The following is a 17,642-nucleotide window of genomic DNA, read 5'->3' on the forward strand; positions in this document are numbered from 1 at the left end:
ACCAAGATAAAAACCCCGTGCTCACCCTTAAATAGTATTACGCGAAAACAATTTCTTACAGAACGAGAAAAGATTGTTGAATAAAATTATATTAAATTAACAAAATTGTTGTCCACACTCAATTCGATAAGAAGAAACTCTATTAGCACATTATTTTAATAACCTCTGTGAGAAGTTTATATATATGAAGACTGTGAAGAAAGGGGAAGACACTTTTGTTGAATTCAGTGACTTTAGTGAAGTAAGGGAAGTATTTGAGGAGGCCATTAAAGAAATTGAAGAAGAAGAAAAGGCTAACGTCCGTAGACCTTCTTATGAGACCCAATCTCCCAAATGAATACTATACAGTTTTTTGAATCAACGCTGTAAAGTATCCTTATATCTCCAGTAACCTCAATGGAGAACATTGGGTTCCCGTATTTATCTGTTCCGAGTTTCTCCCTAGCGTACTTGAATGGATCCTCATTCATTAACTCTAATTTTTCAAGAATAAGCCTTAGAAGTTTCGATTGAGGGAAATTCCTTTTTAACCATCCTATGAACTCTTTTCTATCCATCTCATTTTTAACTAAAAATCTGAAAGTCCACCTCTCGCAAACCACATTAAAAGATTTAGAAAATGTATTTAAAAATCTTTTTCTATCTCTTTTCGTATATTATCTCGTTAGAAATAATAGTTGTAATGATAATGATAATGATAATAGTTGTAATGATAAATATGTAGTTGTATTGCTACAAACAACATTAGCATCCCCCGGCTAACTCAGTAACTCTCTTAATTTTTGTTTCTCTTCATCAGACATTGAGTTCACAAGTTCTTGAATCTGGCTCATTTTTCGTTTTTCCTCTACATTTTTAACAAACTCCTTGAGTATCATGATGAACTCATCAAGTTCTTCGTCATTTAAAGAAAGCACTTATGGGACTTTAACGTAACTTAAAGATTTTCATCAGCCCCGACGGTCCACCTAAATAACGTTCAACGAACCTGAGGAACGCCTCCACGCTCCTCAGGTTAAGAGCCCCTATCAGCTCCCTGACGACGTTGATCATGATGGTGAAGATCGTGAGGTAACCCTGAAGCCTCTCTCTCTCCTCCAGAACGAGGAGTCCTCCAGTCCCAAGGCCTTGACGTCCCTGTGGAGCTCCTCGATCTCCCACCTCATCCTCCAAGCCTCCTCGATCTCCTCCTCACTGAGCGAGAGATCGGTCGTGTAGAGGTACCTGACGTGTGTCCCGGAGTCACCTTTATATTCTTGGACTAGCAATTTTACCGTAATCACTCGGTCTCCTAGGGTTAGGTCGGCGTAGTAGACTCCGGGTGGTAGGTCCCCCACTCGGAGGTGTCCCTCCACCTCCTCGAGGGTCCCCCGGACCGACTCGACCCTGAGGAGCCTCCGGTTGGACTTGAGCTCAGACACCACGTTGTCCGTCACGAGCTTCTCTGACCAGTACTACGAGTCGAAGACTACCTTGGACACGCGGAAGTACCCCTTGAGCACGTCTAACATCTCCCTGGCCAAGTCGATCTTGGTCTTGAACTCGGTGACCATCCCCAAATCCAACATCTTCCTCACGGCGTAGGGGAAGGCTCCCACCATGAACGCCCTGCCCGTGGAGAGGTCTACTATGGCGACCGTGAGGAGCTGCACACCTCTCTCGAACCTCCCGTGGGCGTGGCAGTAGATCCAGTAGTTTCCGTGGGGGCTCACGTCCTTTCCTCTGGAGTACTCCTTGTGGTCCACGGTGTCGTCTATGATGACAACAACCTCACCCTTCACCAGCCCCGACAGGACCTTTAAGTAGTCCTTCCACGCGTCTTCGAGTTCTCCCAACGCCTCCAGCAGGTTTGCGTAGTCCAACCCGAACGTCTCGGCAACATTCTTCACGCTGGCCCTACCACCTAGCAGGGTCATGAGGACTAGCGCCAACCCGACTTTCCTGCTCCTCCCGTTCCTCCTCACTATGCCCAGAACTTGGTTGACCGCCTTGACCAGCCTCTCCTTAGCCAGTTCGACTTTTCCCTTCCGGTTTGTCATCTTTTCAGCAGGAAGACGTCTAAAATTAAAAACTTCTCGCTAATACCGGCTTCTTGGTATTACCTCCCTAAGATTCCCATAACTGCTGGAACTGATCAAAAGAGGGCTATTGACGTTACACCCTACCAGAGGCGAGGCCCCCTTTTTGTAATCAACTAGGGGAGTTCAGGCTGAATTTTAGTAATGGTTTAACAAATAAATTTTCATATGTGTATAATAACGAGGAGTTAAAATCTTACACTAATTTTCAAAGCGTATATACTCTTCTCATACAGTCCTCATCTCACCTCTGATTAACTCTATAGACCGTTAGGCTACAAAAATATACGGTCTAATATCAGACCTACCACTGTAAATGTTGTTTGCAGAGAATATATCGGGTTTAAAGAAGATCGGTTTTTCTACGTCAAACTCTCTCATTATCTTTTTAATCACATCTTTGACCTCCCTGACCAGATCGAAGTCAAGAGCTGAAGGTATGTAGACTATTACCGGTAACTCCACGTTTTCAATTCTGTTCGTAATCTTTGCCTTATAACCCAACTCACTCAAACTGTCAACGAGTACCGAGAAAAAGCGGGGATATATTTCCTTTCGCACAAAAACCATCCACTTACCAGACAGACTCTCGCCTAAGGAGTAAGTCAAAAATTCCTCATCTTGAACTAGAGACGCCAATTTTAGCTTATCCGAGATCATATCAAGGAATTCTTTAAATTCTTTTTCAAGAACTTTAATTCCGCTTAGGGAGGAAACGGCCAAAGTGAGTAGGTCGCCTCCCTTTTCCACTACTTCCTTACTGACCCTCAGCGATCTCAACTCCAATTCCCAAGCTTTTTTACTTGTATAAAATAACCACCCTCCTTCATACCTGAGACCCCTCTTATAAGCGGTGTTTAGTAACTTCTCAAACATCGACCTCAACGGTTCTTCAATTGCGTCCAACCTAAACTCCCAATCCGTTACAGCATTGAGCCTCATGTGGATCATGAAGGACTTCTTTACCAACGGTTCCACGTCTTCCACCCCGTTCACCTTAGCAAGGTGAATTTGAGCTTCTTTAGCTTGGTGTTTTATACCTGCATATCCTTGGTGTTTTGCTACATGACACTTATCACAGAGAGTCCTAAGACCTTCCAACACTGCTATTCCCTTATTACCCTCTATATAATATCTCCAGTCCTCATCTACTTCCTTTCCCTTCTCTCCGCAAACTTCACAACGGTCTTCTTTTTGTCCGAACCAGAAATAGTTTAACCTCCTCACGATGTCCTCACATTCATCACATATAGCCAAAGCTATGTAAGGATTTAACCTAGCAAACCCCGCTAGGGTGTAACTCCATAAAGGAGCGGGAACTAGCCTGGGACAAAGTTTAGGCAAACTCCTACAGACGTCCTCATAAGCCTCTTGCATTGCTTAGAAAGGTGTGTTAACAGATTAAATTATTTTGTGTAGCATGTTAACTCCTAAACTCTACGAACTCCCTGACGTCTCTACTCTCCAGCTCATAAACCGGGTAGTCATCCGTGGGGACATATTCTAATGGATTAGTCCCTTTAACTTCTATTAGACTCTCCTTCCACTTGACCAATAACTTTTCACCGAAAAGCCTTTTGAAGGAGTCCTTCCTCGAAAAAGCTTCGTTTATTGAATAGAGCTTTTTCAAGGTCTCGTTATCTTTAACGTCCTCAATATAAACATGTAGATGATATCCGTGTTGCGTCTCTATTACAAACCTCACCGGGATTCCTTCTAAAAGTGATAAGAACTCCATATCCTTAGTGTCTACGTCTACCATTATCACATGTTTCTTTACAGCCTTAGCCATGTTAGAGAAGGCGAGTGAAAAGACGTCACCTCTTAATAACACACTTTCTGCCCCTCTTAAATCACCCTTCCTGAGGGAGGCAAGGACTGTATTCATCTTTTCCTGAATAAAAGCTGTTGACACGAGGTAGGAAAGTTTAAGAAAGTCTATTGGATTAAGGTAGTACATTACTTTGACATTTTGTTTAGGCAATGGCTTTCCGTCTACAGTGAGGTTAGCGCATTCCTTAACTGCCATTGCCTCACTCACCGCCTCAAGGAAGTCCTTAGACCAATACCTCTTTAGTATTGAATGCCTTTTCAGCTTAGGGAAGTTCTTCGTCTCCTCACCCCTGAATATCAGTACGACGACGTAATAGTCACTTTTCCCAAGTTTAGGTATTTTGGCGGAGTACTCAGTCAATGAGTGTTTCTTCACCATAAGTGATCACAAGGCTATTTCTTTCCGGGCAGTTCAGGGATGAACGGTTCTCCTTCAAATTTTGCTCTCCCTCCCTCGAAAGTCACCTTTATCAATTTGCAGTTCACGCAGGGAGTTTTAGACTGGGGCTCTTTCACCACCTCCCCGGTGATCAAGCTGAATACCGCGTGGTGAAAAGGGCACTCTATCTTGTCTTCCAACACTTTCCCTTCACTTAACGGTCTCTTTTTGTGGGGACAACCGGCTAACCAATAATATTTAACACCGTCTTTTTCGTAAACCAGTACTGGATAACCGTCGATGGTTATGATTTCGACCATACAAATAAATACGAGACTAGGTAAAAAGGTTTAGATTATCCCTTATTGTATCACGTATCAAATCACAGTGAGTACGTAGACTTCAGCTTTATCTAATATCTTTTTTATATGATGCCTAATACTTTATACAGACAACACTGTCTTTTGTCTCTCCTTATTACATCCTTGTTTTGTTTAATTTTACTAGCTTGATTATAGTGTACTCTCTAAGCGGGGACACATCCCACCTTTTAGTAAGCCCCCTTATAAGTGGTTAATGTGAGCGGTGCCGTCTACGAGAATAGGTTCTATTCTGGGTATCGCATAGTCACATTGACGTCTCCTCGTCATGGAAGTAAGAAATGTTGCCTTCTAAATAATCTTTCCCACTATCAATTCTGTTGCCATTTGATGAGCAGTCGAGTGGACCAGAAGATTACTTGTCTAAAGAAATGGGGTTTTATCAACAGGTACAAGCTCTACTTTAAACCTTGTGGTTTTAACATCTTCCATCATTAGTAACTAACCGCATAACCTTCTTTACGTATTATAATCTTGAAGCAACCCAGAAAAGAATTACTTTCATTATAAAAGTTTATATATTTGTCTGGAAATTATTTGAGTATGGTTACTAAAGATGATGTAATAAATATTATAACGAAATACACCGGTGGAGATAAGAAAAAGGAGTTTGCTAAGACTACGTTAGCCGAATTTCTTGGCATGAAGAATAAAAGAAGTGTTTTAAAGGAGTTGGATAATATACTCGACGAGCTCTTGAAAGAGGGTGTAATTAAGTTAAGCAGAACTCGAGGTAAGGCTAAGTATTATACCTTAGGTGATGGAAAAAAAGAAGAAGTAACAACTCTCGAAAGCGGTGATTTTAAGGACTTGAAAAAAGTTGTCGGTGAGGCTGTGAGGGAAGTTTATGAAGAGTATTATAATGATATTAGAAAGCTTTTCGAAGAGTATTTCGGTAAGCCAAAAACTATTGCTGATTTCGACCGTGTTTATGATTTTGTTAAAGACGACTTGGGGCTTGCGTCAATTAGAGACATCAGGGAGCAGTTAGGGATGACTATAGAGCAATTCATGGATAAGTTCCGTGACTATATCATACAAAATTATGAACTACACAGCGGCGGTAAGGAGGGGATTGTGAAGGGAGGTATACTATATGGGATAATAAGGAAGAAGAGGTGAAAGTTACGAACTGTAATTTCCAAGAGTATACTGTAGTCAAATACAATGACACCGAAGTAAAAATTGCGGGCAAAATATGGGTTGAGACTGTAAAGCTAATAGAGGACTACATAGTTACTGGAAAAGACGTCGTAATAACAATAGTTGGAGAGCCCGGGATGGGAAAAACTACGATATTAAAGGCTATTAAAAAGGATCTAAGTGAAAAAGTTTTCATAATTGACCTTGAATTAGTAAATTCCGATTCCCTTTCCACAGTAGCTTGGAAGCATATGAGAAATCCTTATGAAGGTAACACTAGCCTTTATGAAAAAGTAAAGGGAGTAGCCTACAGTATATTGGAAAGTAATAAGGAGAATATAGGTTATACCGGCTGGGCTAGGATAAGTAAGGAGTTCAGAAATTGGTTGAAACACGTATGCGATAAAAGAAAATGGGACGAGAGACTTGGATACGCGGAAAGGCTCTATTGCATGAGTTATGAAACTAACGTTGACGGGTTTATACAGTTCCTCAATGATTTAGCTAAGATCGGGAAAATAGGACTTCTCGTGGACGAAATCAAAGCGTTAGATGGACACCTCCAAGAACTGCATAAAATAATAAACGAGAGCAGAATCCCAATCGCTGTTACAATGACTACTGATGTGTTCAATGAAATAAAGGATAGAGCTTTAAAAAGGAGGTTAAGTGAAATTAAGGTCGAGCTAAAGCTGAATAATGAGGACAAGCTAGATATTCTTAAAGCATACTGCCCAGATTTAGCTGAAGAGTTGATAAACTTAAAAGATATAAGGGACGCTGACACTGTTAATAAACTCCTTGACATCGCTAGGGATACCGTTAAAATTGCTCTGGAGAAGTGTAAAGAAGCCTATAGGGTATTGGAGTGTGTGAAAGACAACGTAAAAGATAGTTGGAATATAGAGGACATTAATGAGGTATCCGTGAAGCTGGAGAAGGCTATTAGGGAGGGGCTTTTGGAGCTTAAGGATATTTATAAAATCACTTATGTCCATGATAAGGGTAAGGAAATTAAGGAAAGACACGTAAGGGTCGATATTTTCTTTATATGGAACAACATGGAGTTTATAGGCGACATTAAGCTGAGTAATATGGAGACGTTAGAAGAAGGTAATATTAAGAATATAAAGAAATTAGAGGATTTCGATAAGGACGGTAACATAAAGGTTGTTAAGTTTATAGTGACAAACGTGAATAACGTTAACCTTCCGAAATTCAAAGTAATCCTTGTTGATAATAAGACTATCTATAAGATCGTTAATGGAGATAAAGAGACTAGGGATAACTTCATAAAGAGAATGCTAAGCGAGTTAACTACATGAGAATCAGGAAATAAAGAGAATAAGGAATATAGAGTCGCAAAGAAACGTTATAGGAATTAAAAATGAATGAGACAAGGAATAATATATTGTTGTTTATATATATTACGTAAAAATTTTCTCCTTGTAGCTGGTGTTAGGCCTCCGAGTATATAGAGGCTCATACTTCAAAATAATAAGCATTCCATTTAGGATCGAAATTTTGACACATGAAGATTTAAACGAAACTCAATGTCTTAATGATTAAACCTCATAGAAACCCATAAAAAAGACTCTCTTAAGATTAAGCTGTGATAAAAGTTGAAATGGGTTAAACTCGGGCTCATAACTCTCTTAATACTCCCGTCACTTTATCCGATATTATCAGCTTTTATAATCCCAATCCCAGAACCGTTTGATGTAGTCAACGTAACACCGTTTAACCACGGCTTTTTGATAGCCGGTTATAGAGTTAATAGTGTTTTAGGAGTAACATTCTTAAATAATAATGTCAATTTAACCGCCAACCTAAACGTCAGTATATTTTACACTAACTTATCATCATATCAACTATTATTTACACAAAACATTCCGAACATCTTTTTAGTCAACAATTCACCGTTAATTACAATACAACTAGATGGTAATGAACTTCTAATACACTGGGTTTCGTTATTTAACACGTCAAACACGCTTTACGAAAACTCTTACGTTACTGTGTACTCGATAAGTGATAACGGAGTTAGACAAGTTTATTCTACTAATCTAACATTATTCTCTACCCAGATATTCTACCCTTCACAGATATTTCAGCTTCTGCCCTACTTTATCTTACATGCGGTGGTCACTGCCTCAATATTTCAAAAATTCGGGATATATTTTATTGAAATTACAGCACTATCATCCGTGAAAGAATACACAACCATAATTAATAATACTAAGGTAACCGTAGAAATGCCAATAATAGGAGAGGAGTTACTTTACAGCCTAAATGGTGAATATAATTTGAGGTTAATGAGTACTACGGTCACTGAGGTCATACCTCAGAGATTAGTAAATAATACACTCTGTGTTGCCGAAATCGGATTAGAGCAACTAATAATCGGAAATATGACTATGCAACAGTCTGAAGCAAATAACGTAATCCAGGCAGAAAATATAACTTATGTTGCTATAGGTAACGGTAAGGTTTCATTTATAAACTCTACAATACTTTACCACCCCTACTTGATATTTAATAATGTTTTCTACATGATAACCCCAACAAAAACGGTTAACCTCTATAATTATAACACGACATTTGAGATCGTTAATAACAGCCTTAAGATACTCTCACAATACGTAATAACGCCGAAAGGAGAAGTACGACTCCCAATCTTCCCAGCAACTCTTGTAGTCGGTGGTAATTACGGATATTTTCTTGGTTATCAGAACGGGACTTATTATCTAGAGACCGAAGGAGGACAAATTCTGCTCGCTACTCATAATAAAATCTACGTGATAGGTAACTTGGGTTTTGAGAACTACATTGAAGTATCATTTAACAACGGGACAAATGAGATAATATACAATAACGGTAGCACGGTGAGTTACTTTTACAATTTCACTGCATCTAGCGGAAATGCTCAAGTACTTAATACTAGTTACGCCTTACTACCCTTGGGTAATACATCCTACTTAGTACTTAACCAAAGCGGGCTACCTTACGGTTTGTTCATAGCTAAAGGGGGCTACACACTGTTTTACAATAACATAGCATATACTTTTAACGAGACAATTTACGGTTTGAATATAAGCCAATTATCCCTTATTCCAGTCAAAGTGGTCGTCCCTGAATACAGCTTAAGAGTAATATTATTATCGACAAACGGTGTACCGATACAAGGGCTTGTGTTCATTAACGGTGAGGAGTTTAAAGTAGGCTTAAACGGCTTATCACTTACCGCGTCTGGAAGTTTAAAGATAACGGCTGAGGCTAACGGTTACTTACCGAATACTACTACGCTGTTCGTCAACTCTAACGGGAGTTTAGTAATTTATTTGAAGCCGGTTAGCTTTAATGTAACAGTCAACGGGTCTAGAGTAAATGTAACTCAGATAGCTCAAGGAATTTATTCCTTTAATGCCACTCAAGGAGAGGAAATTAGTATTAGCTTAAGGGTTTCGAATTACACTGCCTACCTTAACGGTAGTGAGGTAAGCGAACTGACATTCAACTTTACTAAACCAGGGGTTTACAACTTGACTATAGTATACAACGACCCAGAAATGACATTCCTAATCCACGTGAACAAAGCCGAAACTATTACGACAGCAATATCGACGAATACTACATCAGTGACTACAAGTTACAACACTTCGACAACTACAAGTACTTCAACAACAAACAGTTCTCCCTCAATAACTACAACTTCGACAACTACAAGCTTTACCCCAACGACGGGTACACAAGGTAGTGTAGTAGTCCCTCCACCCGTCGTTACTACGACTTCAACACCGAACTTACTTCCGTTAGTGGTTATCATCGTTATACTGTTAGTTTCAATAGTAGTTGCCTTAATTATTATTAGAAGAAAGTAACTTTTTTGTTTGTGTATGTATATATATATAATTCATTTAACTTTTTATACTCTTCACATTATCCTTATGAACACTAAATAATGATTATCACGTGCTACAAAAGATCTTTTCAACCCTTTATAGACCAAAGAAATTTTTGATGCATAGCACAGTCATTATTAACAACCGCAATGTGAGTATCTGTTAATAGCTACGATCTATCCTCAATAGGTCCAATTCCCGACTTTCATAATGATCTACTCGTGTTGGCAAGTATCTCTGAATTTATAAATTTGAGGGTTAAGGAAGCAAAAAGCTTCACCCTTCAAGGCAGGGAAGAAGTCAGAACAAAATAAATAGACACTATAATACACGCTCTAATATAACAGATATAGCCCTTTGACTCTGTTATTCATTAAAGTTTATTTTCCTATAGCATGTATATATGATATATGAAGACGATAATGATAAAGGATGAGGTGTACAAGAAGTTAGTTGAAATAAAAGGTGATAAAAGTTTTAGTGATGTAATTGAAGAGTTAATCGAGGAATCCTTAAGTTTAAGGAAGAAAAGGTTAGAAAGATATTTCGGTATACTGAGTAAGGAAGATGCTGAAGAATTAATAAAGAAGATTAAGGAGATGAGGGAGAAAAACGATGAAAGTATTAGTAGAAAGCTCAGCTATCATTGAGTATTTAAAGGGGAATGAAAAGGTAAAGGAAGTTATTTTTAAGGCTGAGGATTTTTACGTGAGTTCTCTAACAGTCTTTGAGGTTTTATTAGGTAAGATTGAAGAAAGTAAAATTCTTGATTTCTTATCGGCATTTAAGATCCTGAATCCCACTAAAAGGGATTCAGTAATTGGTTCGAGAATTTATAAGAGGTTAAAAGATAAGGGTAAGCTAATAGGAAGTTTCGACATATTGATTTCCGCTCAGGCTATTAATAAGGGCTTAACTTTGGTGACTAAAGATTCTGACTTCTTAAAAATTAAAGAAGAATTTAATGAATTAAACCTATTAGTCCTTGTTAACTGACTCCCTCTTTACCTTGGGAGGTCTATGATTCCCTCTCATCGATTTGTTATTGACAACAGTTTCAGATAAACCGTGAATTTTACGCCATTTGATATTATTTAACATTCCTAATCCCTTTAATGCTATTAAGTAAGCAGAGGCTGTGTGCTTGTCGAATCCCTTCTCTCTCATCACCTTGTCGTGATCCTCAGAATTTGTAGTACCCTTAGGATTAACTAACACAACGTTGAAACCCAACCTAAGTGCTTTAATAACACCGTGAATTAACATTTGCCTCTTAGCGAAACGTGAAACCTTCCTATTACCGCTCTCACTCCTAGTGAACTTCGTCTTCTTCACTAAGAACAAGTCCTCAAAAACTACATAATCAACACCAATCCTCGATAGGAAATTAAGGGCTTGTGATAGAGCGTTCAAACGTAAAGCCCTAGCTTTCCCTTTAGGAAAACCCGGAAGGTTTTATAAGAGGGATATATGTGGCATCAATTTTATCTCTATTACTATTATTCAAGGTTTACATAATCTACGACGTTGAAATTTCTGTATCCTGATAGCTTATTGCTTCTCACTACTCAGTCAATAAATTTTACCTCTTCTATGCTTTTCTTTGCAAGCTCTTCTTCTCTCCTAAATAATGCCTTGGTTTTAAGGAATTTAGCAGTAGCTATACTAAAACAGTCAGCTAATGAAATTGAATATGCACATTTGCATTCTGCAGCATATTTTAAAATTATAGGTTTAACACCTATTATTTCATAATATCCGGATTTTATTATACTCTTGATTATCTCTTCTGCTTTTTCTTTTCCTATTTTTCTACAAAGTACATAATATACTTCTGTAAGATTAACAGTGTTGACGTAGGGTATAATCTCTTCATTCAATATCTTTTCATAATAATCTCGAAATTCTCCTTCAAGAAACGATAAGATAACTCCAGAATCAAGAACTATTTTCGTCTTCTTTACGTCCATTTAAGAGTTCCTCGTATAAATTCACTCCTTTAGCTATTCCAAATAATTTTTCAGCAGTTTTCCTATCCTTAAACCTCTTCTCAATTAAATAGTTTATAACGTCGTCATAGGATACTCTCTTGCCGGTCTTTTTCTCAAGCATTCCGGCAATTTCCGTGAGCTTCTTCTTAGTTTCTGGCTTTATTTTTATGCTTTCCATATTTTCTACTTTTTCCACCAGATATTTAAGCATTAGGTAGAGGTTTTTAGAAACTGCTTATATACAAGCAGGTTTAGAGATTAACAATAAAAAGGTCTAGCTAAATAGATACGCGTGAGAAAAGAAGAATTCTTGCTTATACTTTCATCCTCGTTGTCAGGATTGATAATGGATAGTAATTCAACAATTATTTCACTTTATCTTCTCTCTTTAGGTTGTCTGCTTTAGAAATTGGAGAATTACTTTCTTTAGGAGTTTTAGTAGGTTCTTTCGTTTCCCTCATTTTATCATTTCTTGGCGACCTCTACGGGAGGAAGAAATTTGCTATAATTTCTAGGTTGATAAGTACGGTATCCTTCTCTTCCTAGGCATGGGGAGCTGGACAAGGGGAATGAGGACGAGAGGTTGAATACGAGTTAATGAAACCTCAGTAAAAGTCGACCCCTTTTTCACACCAAACCGCTTTTAACTCTATTTCTCTCAAATCTATCAACTATGAACAAAAAGTTATTGATCATAATAATAGCCGTCGTAATAGTGATAATCCTAGCCTTTTTATTCCTTAATCACCACGGAGGTAAGCCAAGTAAATTACCAGGAAGTCAAACAAATACATTGATTTTGAATACTACGAATTCATCCACCACCGCCGTGCATATGGTTTACACAAACTCGACAACTGTAAAGACAACGAGTTACACCACCTCAGTAGCTACAGCAGTTCTAGTACTCCGTAACGATACATATTTCCTCACTATACTAGCAAATGAAATTCCAGCGAAAGCTTATTTATACTATTTATCAAACGATAGTATGAGTTTGTGTAATACTTTTAACATAACTTCAAACGTGACCTTACTTCCGTTAATAGATCATAATGGCCTGCCTTTTTCCCCAGGGAAATATAATCTGGTCGTAAATGGTACCGGAATCACGCTTAACTTCGGGTTTACCTTAAACGCCTATACCGGCGATATAATATATACTAACGGATCTTATTCACTGATAGTCCTACCTCAACCACCGTTAAAGATTATTATAAACAACATAACAACCTACGTGTTGAGTAGCGCTTCTGGTACTTATAATGGAGTAATACTGGTCAAAGGATACATACCTCCTACTACCTCAATAGAAATCTATAACGGGGTACAGTGGATAAAAGTTAAGGTAGTTTATGTTCCACGTATGGTATATTTGCCCTATTCTGAAGTCTTCGTAAAGTCGAGTTAGCTTGTCTTTTTTTTTTTAAAAACGCAACCATAAAGACAACTAAAGGGAATTAAGAGACTACATTTGATGAAAAGCTAATTTATTAGTGGGTCAATGAGTTTTTAATGTCGACTGAACTCGAGTTTCACGAGTTCCTCCTTCCAAGGACATACCTCACCCTTACTTCGGCTTTATACCCTGAAGGATTATCCCACGTCAGAAAAATCAAGCTAATCATTGTAAGCAAAGACTACTGTAAAAACGCCTTTGAAGACGTTGACAAGGTAAAGGAAAGGGAGGCAGTGGTTTTTATGACTGCTGCGAGGAAATTCCGCTTTGAAAAGAGGGAGTGGGGAGAGTTATTCATTTCAGCTGGAATCGATAAGAGCGGTGAGGACGCAGGGTGTACCATCAACATAGGAGCTTTCGTGAACTATCCTCTTTCGGTAAACGGCTTAGTGGACTTGGTCAGGACTGTTACAGAAGCCAAGAGCGGAGCATTAAGACATCTTAACCTGACGGGGACTGTAAGCGACGCAGTCGCTGTAGGAGCCCTACCTGGGAAGGAGTTTTTCGCGGGCCCTGGAACGCCCCTCGGTAAGAGCGTTGCCAAGGACGTTAGAAATACGTTGAGAGAATTATTATAACTCCTCCACGTGAGAGATAAAATCTTAAGTCAGATGACCGCCACTTAGATTTACAATACATACTGAATTTTATCATTTTAGTATTTGATATAATAGCCCAATGGAACAAAATACGGGAAGTTAGATAATGGTATTCAAGTTAGAAAACATGTTTTGTGAGAGACTGACTTCCTCTCTGCCTTGGAAGGGCGAAGGTTCCAATCTCATCGTTCCCACTATTGATTCGGGATTACATATGGTGGGCAGTCGGGTGGATCAGAGATCCACTCCCACTTGAAAGGGGGACTTTCATTGCCGAGCTCTAGTCCCTTGAAGGAAGGAGATAAGGGTTGCTCCTCCCACAGTCCCATTAAGCTGGGGAGCTTCTGGTATAAAAACTTTTCCTAAAAATTGAGCATAGTCCACACTACTTACGCCATGAAACCCGCTTTACTCACTAATGTTAAACTGCTTACTATAGTACAATTAATTTATCTTTTGATACATCTATTCCTGAACTGGGTGCCTCCAATTACACTCACCCTTATGTTTTATTCGGGCTTTTTGCCCAACTTCCGGTCCGAGTTGGAGGCGGCCAAGCTCCCCGGCAAGCTTTAAGCCCAAGGAGCGTCACGGCCTACACCCCAGTCAGATCTGTATTACCCAGATCTGACTAACATGTTTTATATAAAGAGCGTCATTAGCATTACTAAGAGAAATTTTGGCAAAGAAGTATTTAAACAAGGGGCTATCCATCCCCTTGGCAAGGCTTTCCGCCCCCTTAACCCCTTTCTTTGTAATATCTAAATCTTTATTGTTAATTCTCTTAATAAGCCCTACGTCGAGTTTACGTCATGAATTTTGGTAAAAGCTTTTTTTGGGTTATGCATTCTAATGACTTGTGCCTTCGATATCGAGTAGAAGAAATTTCCTTAAAATGATGTTAGCTGCTACTTCGCTCATAGCTATATGGAAATTAGGGACAAGTGATATTTTAATTTCTCATACGAATAAATCCTTAACTCCATTCTCAGCATGGTATGTAGTACAGTATAGTAACTACACTCCTACCTTATCCAGATCTAATTATATTCTAACAGTTGATGGACAAGTTGAAAATCCTTTACAATTAACATATGAGGATCTAATGAATATGCCGTCAATTTCAGTAAAAGATACTATTCAATGTGTTTCTAACTCTTATTTCTTACAAGCTAACGTGGAGTGGACTGGGGTTCCATTAAAGTATATTCTAAATGAAGCTGGTGTTAAGCCTAATGCAATTAAAGTAGTAACTTTCGGAGCTGACGGGTATACAGCGGACTTACCTTTATACAAGGCAATGGAAGATGATACCGTTGTAGCATATATGGTAGATGGGAAACCACTACCAGAACTTCACGGCTACCCAGTAAGAATGGTTGTACCACGTTGGTGGGGGTACTGCTACACTAAGTGGTTAGTGAGAATTCATGTTACGGATGAGAACTATCTTGGTTATTGGGAGTCAAGGGGGTATCCAGATGTTGCAAGGAAGTAAATTAACGTTATTATTAGGTACGTTGATAACGTCTACAGCACCTTATTTTCTCCCCTTAGCTTTACCCGGACTCATAATGATAGCGGCGTCAAGAAAAGCTTTTAGTCCTAACCTTAAAGATTCTATCTACACCCCGTCATTTCAGAGGTTAACTGCCTGGTTCCTGTTAGTATTAGCACTTCTTGAGGGTATAACAGGTTTCGGAGCTGGTCCTCAGACCTCCACTTTGATCTCAGACTTGACTCTTGGCCTGTTAAATAGGGGTAACAGTTTGCAGTTCCACATACTTCTGATAGGACCTTTAACGTTCTTCTTCATCCTTCATTCAGCTTCTGGCTTAGGCTCAATGTTATTGAGGAGAGGAGTAAAAAATATATTAATTTACGAATTCGTAATACCCACAATAATGATCACACTATACGCTATAGCAATCTACATGTATGTGCTACTTTTATAACAAATTCTTCTGATTATATTCTACTATTTACACTCTAATACTTCTAATGAAGAGGACAATGTTACCATGTCTCACTATGATAATCGTTATATTCACCTTCTCGTATGGGGCTTCAAACAATATACTAATGACAACACTAGCCACCATTAACTAAAGATTGCTTCCTGATTTTCAGCTTAGAAATGGGAATAAACCTTGTCACTTTCATTGATCTCTAGATGCTTTATGGAAGAGGAGCATAGTGAATAGTTATTTTCAGCCGTAATGATCGGGTTAACTACTTTCCTACCATTTATAATATCTAATGTCATGAATTCTCAGCATGTATCTTATAGATTCTTCAGAAGTCAGAAGATGAGCTAAACAATGTCTTATTGTTTTCGCTCTGGTAAAAAAGTGTTCTTACCATTTCACCCGAACTATACTTATATTTTTTGACTTCTTCAGTCTTATCGAAGATATATAATTTCTCATGGTATATCAACAGAAAGTCCCTTTTACCTTTTCTCCATACCTCTCTCGTTGTCTTCATTTTATGCTGTATTTTGATTACTTCCTCCCTCAATACGAAGCCTACTTGAAGAAGAGTTAGTAAGGCGTACGACGTAATCGGCACGTAATGTTTTTTTATCCTAGTGTCTCCCAACAGGACGGCGAACTGTTTTTCCTTTTTCAACACTCTGTATATCTCCTCACCGATTTCTTTTAGAGCCGAGATATAGTTTTCCAGCTTGGTATATGAAGACAAGTCCCCATTAATCCCGCTAGTATAATCTATTATGTTAAAGTAAGGGGGATGAGTCACTACTAAGTCAACACTCTCGTCATTCAGTTCTGTCAGTTTTCTAGCATCTCCTATGTACACGTCTACTTTAGCCTTTCTTATGTCCTCACAACTGACTTCTTCCAGAAAGTCCTTGCATTCGTCTAAGTACTTTTCGAGCCAGTAAAGCCTGTGTAACGTTAGCATTACTGCGTTTATGTTTACATCTACAGAGATACAGTTCCTACCCAAGAGCTTAGCTTCTACACACGTAGTACCACTGCCTACCATCGGGTCAAGGACTATATCACCCACATCGGTGTACTTCAAAATTACTGCTCTGGGTATTTGAGGAGCGAAATTTCCCCGGTAGTCCCCTTTATGAGTAGCCCAACTACCTCTTTTCGGGAAACTCCACACAGTAGTCGAGATGTTTGTAAGCTCATCTTCTTCAGGCTTTAGCCTATCCACCTTAATAGGGTCTAAATGTATGGCGTTCTCTCCAAACTCGACTTTGTCATGTGAATTAAGGAATTTAAGGTAGTCGTCGAATGTGACTTTTTTCACAAGAACATGTGTAGAGAGGAGATTTTTATATTAGTCGTCTGAAAAAGAGAAAACACGAGGAGAGTCTACACGTAAGGTATTTCCCTGTTTAGGGGTCGGACTTTCATCGATGTTTCATGAATTTGTATTCAATCTCTCGTTCTCATTCCCCTTATTTCCCTTTCCATGCCGTCTGCGGTAGTTAAACCACTTCCTTCAAGGACATAGGGAGCCTCATCGAACCCATCCTCCCCCTCACATTGCTCATCGAGTTCACTGTAGGGCTCTCTTCTAATGATAGTACGTAACTACAAAATTTATAAACTCTCATGAGAAGAGCTAAGAATGTTAAATAATATCAAATGACATAAAATTCACGGTTTATCTGAAACTGTTGGCAACGGCTAGGTATTTAAAAGTTTGAATATGTTTGCCCATTGTCTAATCTACGACAATGAATCATGTATTATTATGCCTACAATCACCTCTACTTATTACTGAGCTCTTAGAAGATATTATTTATCATTATAATCATTTTAAAAACGTTTTTATTTATACATTACATTTTTACCTGTCATAGTCAATTTTTCGTTACCAAGCAATAATTAACATAT

General features: G+C 38.6%; 18 protein-coding genes and 3 pseudogenes. 9 read left to right on the forward strand and 12 right to left on the reverse strand.

The genetic code is table 11. The features are described from left to right. Positions 1–293: 293 nt before the first annotated feature. The 6 genes and pseudogenes from WIW89_RS09055 to WIW89_RS09080 form a co-directional block, all read right to left on the reverse strand. The gene (locus tag WIW89_RS09055; protein ID WP_443295511.1) at positions 294–557 is read right to left on the reverse strand and encodes a type II toxin-antitoxin system RelE family toxin; all 264 of its coding nucleotides are present in this window, start codon (positions 555–557) and stop codon (positions 294–296) included. 201 nt (positions 558–758) lie between these two features. Beyond that, positions 759–917 carry a hypothetical protein gene (locus WIW89_RS09060; protein ID WP_337720512.1) on the reverse strand — a complete coding sequence of 53 codons (159 nt, stop codon included), beginning with the start codon at positions 915–917 and terminating at the stop codon, positions 759–761. A gap of 10 nt (positions 918–927) precedes the next feature. Further along, positions 928–2,039, reverse strand: a pseudogene (locus WIW89_RS09065) (transposase). Between the two features lie 309 nt (positions 2,040–2,348). Further along, entirely contained in the window at positions 2,349–3,455 is a 1,107-nt protein-coding gene (locus tag WIW89_RS09070) for a hypothetical protein (RefSeq protein ID WP_337720513.1), read from the reverse strand. 46 nt (positions 3,456–3,501) lie between these two features. Further along, positions 3,502–4,290 (reverse strand): hypothetical protein, encoded by a 789-nt coding sequence (locus WIW89_RS09075; RefSeq protein WP_337720514.1) that lies wholly within the window; start codon positions 4,288–4,290, stop codon positions 3,502–3,504. Positions 4,291–4,304: 14 nt separating this feature from the next. Further along, entirely contained in the window at positions 4,305–4,610 is a 306-nt protein-coding gene (locus WIW89_RS09080; RefSeq protein WP_337720515.1) for a Rieske (2Fe-2S) protein, read from the reverse strand. A gap of 603 nt (positions 4,611–5,213) precedes the next feature. Here WIW89_RS09080 and WIW89_RS09085 point away from each other — a divergent pair. The 5 genes from WIW89_RS09085 (at position 5,214) to WIW89_RS09105 (ending at position 10,711) form a co-directional block, all read left to right on the forward strand. Beyond that, complete coding sequence (locus WIW89_RS09085; RefSeq protein WP_337720516.1) at positions 5,214–5,792, forward strand: hypothetical protein; 579 nt, start codon at positions 5,214–5,216, stop codon at positions 5,790–5,792. Further along, on the forward strand, positions 5,789–7,138 hold the full coding sequence (locus WIW89_RS09090) for an ATP-binding protein (protein WP_337720517.1): 1,350 nt from the start codon (positions 5,789–5,791) through the stop codon (positions 7,136–7,138). Before WIW89_RS09085 ends, WIW89_RS09090 begins: the two co-directional genes overlap by 4 nt. Positions 7,139–7,435: 297 nt before the next feature. After that, positions 7,436–9,694, forward strand: a complete 2,259-nt coding sequence (locus WIW89_RS09095) for a hypothetical protein (RefSeq protein ID WP_337720518.1) — start codon at positions 7,436–7,438, stop codon at positions 9,692–9,694. A gap of 431 nt (positions 9,695–10,125) precedes the next feature. Next, entirely contained in the window at positions 10,126–10,365 is a 240-nt protein-coding gene (locus WIW89_RS09100; RefSeq protein WP_337720519.1) for an antitoxin VapB family protein, read from the forward strand. Continuing rightward, the gene (locus tag WIW89_RS09105) at positions 10,331–10,711 is read left to right on the forward strand and encodes a type II toxin-antitoxin system VapC family toxin (RefSeq protein WP_337703385.1); all 381 of its coding nucleotides are present in this window, start codon (positions 10,331–10,333) and stop codon (positions 10,709–10,711) included. The genes WIW89_RS09100 and WIW89_RS09105 overlap by 35 nt, the downstream gene beginning before the upstream one ends. 87 nt (positions 10,712–10,798) lie before the next feature. Here the strand turns inward: WIW89_RS09105 and WIW89_RS09110 are convergent. The 3 genes and pseudogenes from WIW89_RS09110 to WIW89_RS09120 form a co-directional block, all read right to left on the reverse strand. Next, positions 10,799–11,164: pseudogene (locus tag WIW89_RS09110) on the reverse strand (hypothetical protein); the annotation flags it as partial. A gap of 119 nt (positions 11,165–11,283) precedes the next feature. Beyond that, positions 11,284–11,685: a type II toxin-antitoxin system VapC family toxin gene (locus tag WIW89_RS09115; RefSeq protein ID WP_337720520.1), complete on the reverse strand. Its 402-nt coding sequence runs from the start codon at positions 11,683–11,685 to the stop codon at positions 11,284–11,286. After that, on the reverse strand, positions 11,654–11,902 hold the full coding sequence (locus tag WIW89_RS09120; protein ID WP_337720521.1) for a hypothetical protein: 249 nt from the start codon (positions 11,900–11,902) through the stop codon (positions 11,654–11,656). Before WIW89_RS09120 ends, WIW89_RS09115 begins: the two co-directional genes overlap by 32 nt. A 477-nt stretch (positions 11,903–12,379) precedes the next feature. Here WIW89_RS09120 and WIW89_RS09125 point away from each other — a divergent pair, with 477 nt between their 5' ends. After that, complete coding sequence (locus WIW89_RS09125) at positions 12,380–13,117, forward strand: hypothetical protein (protein ID WP_337720523.1); 738 nt, start codon at positions 12,380–12,382, stop codon at positions 13,115–13,117. A 104-nt stretch (positions 13,118–13,221) separates the two neighbouring features. Continuing rightward, the gene (locus WIW89_RS09130) at positions 13,222–13,743 is read left to right on the forward strand and encodes an adenosylcobinamide amidohydrolase (RefSeq protein WP_337720524.1); all 522 of its coding nucleotides are present in this window, start codon (positions 13,222–13,224) and stop codon (positions 13,741–13,743) included. Between the two features lie 120 nt (positions 13,744–13,863). Here the strand turns inward: WIW89_RS09130 and WIW89_RS09135 are convergent. Continuing rightward, positions 13,864–14,093 (reverse strand): annotated as a pseudogene (locus WIW89_RS09135) (hypothetical protein). A gap of 566 nt (positions 14,094–14,659) precedes the next feature. Here WIW89_RS09135 and WIW89_RS09140 point away from each other — a divergent pair. Further along, positions 14,660–15,262 carry a molybdopterin-dependent oxidoreductase gene (locus WIW89_RS09140; protein WP_337720556.1) on the forward strand — a complete coding sequence of 201 codons (603 nt, stop codon included), beginning with the start codon at positions 14,660–14,662 and terminating at the stop codon, positions 15,260–15,262. Then, complete coding sequence (locus tag WIW89_RS09145) at positions 15,246–15,719, forward strand: hypothetical protein (RefSeq protein WP_337720525.1); 474 nt, start codon at positions 15,246–15,248, stop codon at positions 15,717–15,719. The genes WIW89_RS09140 and WIW89_RS09145 overlap by 17 nt, the downstream gene beginning before the upstream one ends. A 176-nt stretch (positions 15,720–15,895) precedes the next feature. Here the strand turns inward: WIW89_RS09145 and WIW89_RS09150 are convergent, their stop codons facing one another. Continuing rightward, on the reverse strand, positions 15,896–16,030 hold the full coding sequence (locus WIW89_RS09150) for a hypothetical protein (protein ID WP_337720526.1): 135 nt from the start codon (positions 16,028–16,030) through the stop codon (positions 15,896–15,898). Positions 16,031–16,059: 29 nt separating this feature from the next. Beyond that, positions 16,060–17,049 (reverse strand): TRM11 family SAM-dependent methyltransferase, encoded by a 990-nt coding sequence (locus WIW89_RS09155; RefSeq protein ID WP_337720527.1) that lies wholly within the window; start codon positions 17,047–17,049, stop codon positions 16,060–16,062. Between the last annotated feature and the right edge of the window lie 593 nt (positions 17,050–17,642).

This window comes from Stygiolobus sp. CP850M (assembly GCF_037389425.1).
GTDB lineage: Archaea > Thermoproteota > Thermoprotei_A > Sulfolobales > Sulfolobaceae > Stygiolobus.

Excerpts from the sequence above, each read along its gene's own strand:
- WIW89_RS09055 (WP_443295511.1), bottom strand. The coding sequence starts at position 557 with ATGGATAGAAAAGAGTTCATAGGATGGTTAAAAAGGAATTTCCCTCAA.
- WIW89_RS09070 (WP_337720513.1), bottom strand. The coding sequence starts at position 3,455 with ATGCAAGAGGCTTATGAGGACGTCTGTAGGAGTTTGCCTAAACTTTGT.
- WIW89_RS09075 (WP_337720514.1), bottom strand. The coding sequence starts at position 4,290 with ATGGTGAAGAAACACTCATTGACTGAGTACTCCGCCAAAATACCTAAA.
- WIW89_RS09080 (WP_337720515.1), bottom strand. The coding sequence starts at position 4,610 with ATGGTCGAAATCATAACCATCGACGGTTATCCAGTACTGGTTTACGAA.
- WIW89_RS09085 (WP_337720516.1), top strand. The coding sequence starts at position 5,214 with ATGGTTACTAAAGATGATGTAATAAATATTATAACGAAATACACCGGT.
- WIW89_RS09100 (WP_337720519.1), top strand. The coding sequence starts at position 10,126 with ATGAAGACGATAATGATAAAGGATGAGGTGTACAAGAAGTTAGTTGAA.
- WIW89_RS09105 (WP_337703385.1), top strand. The coding sequence starts at position 10,331 with ATGAAAGTATTAGTAGAAAGCTCAGCTATCATTGAGTATTTAAAGGGG.
- WIW89_RS09115 (WP_337720520.1), bottom strand. The coding sequence starts at position 11,685 with ATGGACGTAAAGAAGACGAAAATAGTTCTTGATTCTGGAGTTATCTTA.
- WIW89_RS09125 (WP_337720523.1), top strand. The coding sequence starts at position 12,380 with ATGAACAAAAAGTTATTGATCATAATAATAGCCGTCGTAATAGTGATA.
- WIW89_RS09130 (WP_337720524.1), top strand. The coding sequence starts at position 13,222 with ATGTCGACTGAACTCGAGTTTCACGAGTTCCTCCTTCCAAGGACATAC.
- WIW89_RS09140 (WP_337720556.1), top strand. The coding sequence starts at position 14,660 with ATGATGTTAGCTGCTACTTCGCTCATAGCTATATGGAAATTAGGGACA.
- WIW89_RS09145 (WP_337720525.1), top strand. The coding sequence starts at position 15,246 with ATGTTGCAAGGAAGTAAATTAACGTTATTATTAGGTACGTTGATAACG.
- WIW89_RS09150 (WP_337720526.1), bottom strand. The coding sequence starts at position 16,030 with ATGACATTAGATATTATAAATGGTAGGAAAGTAGTTAACCCGATCATT.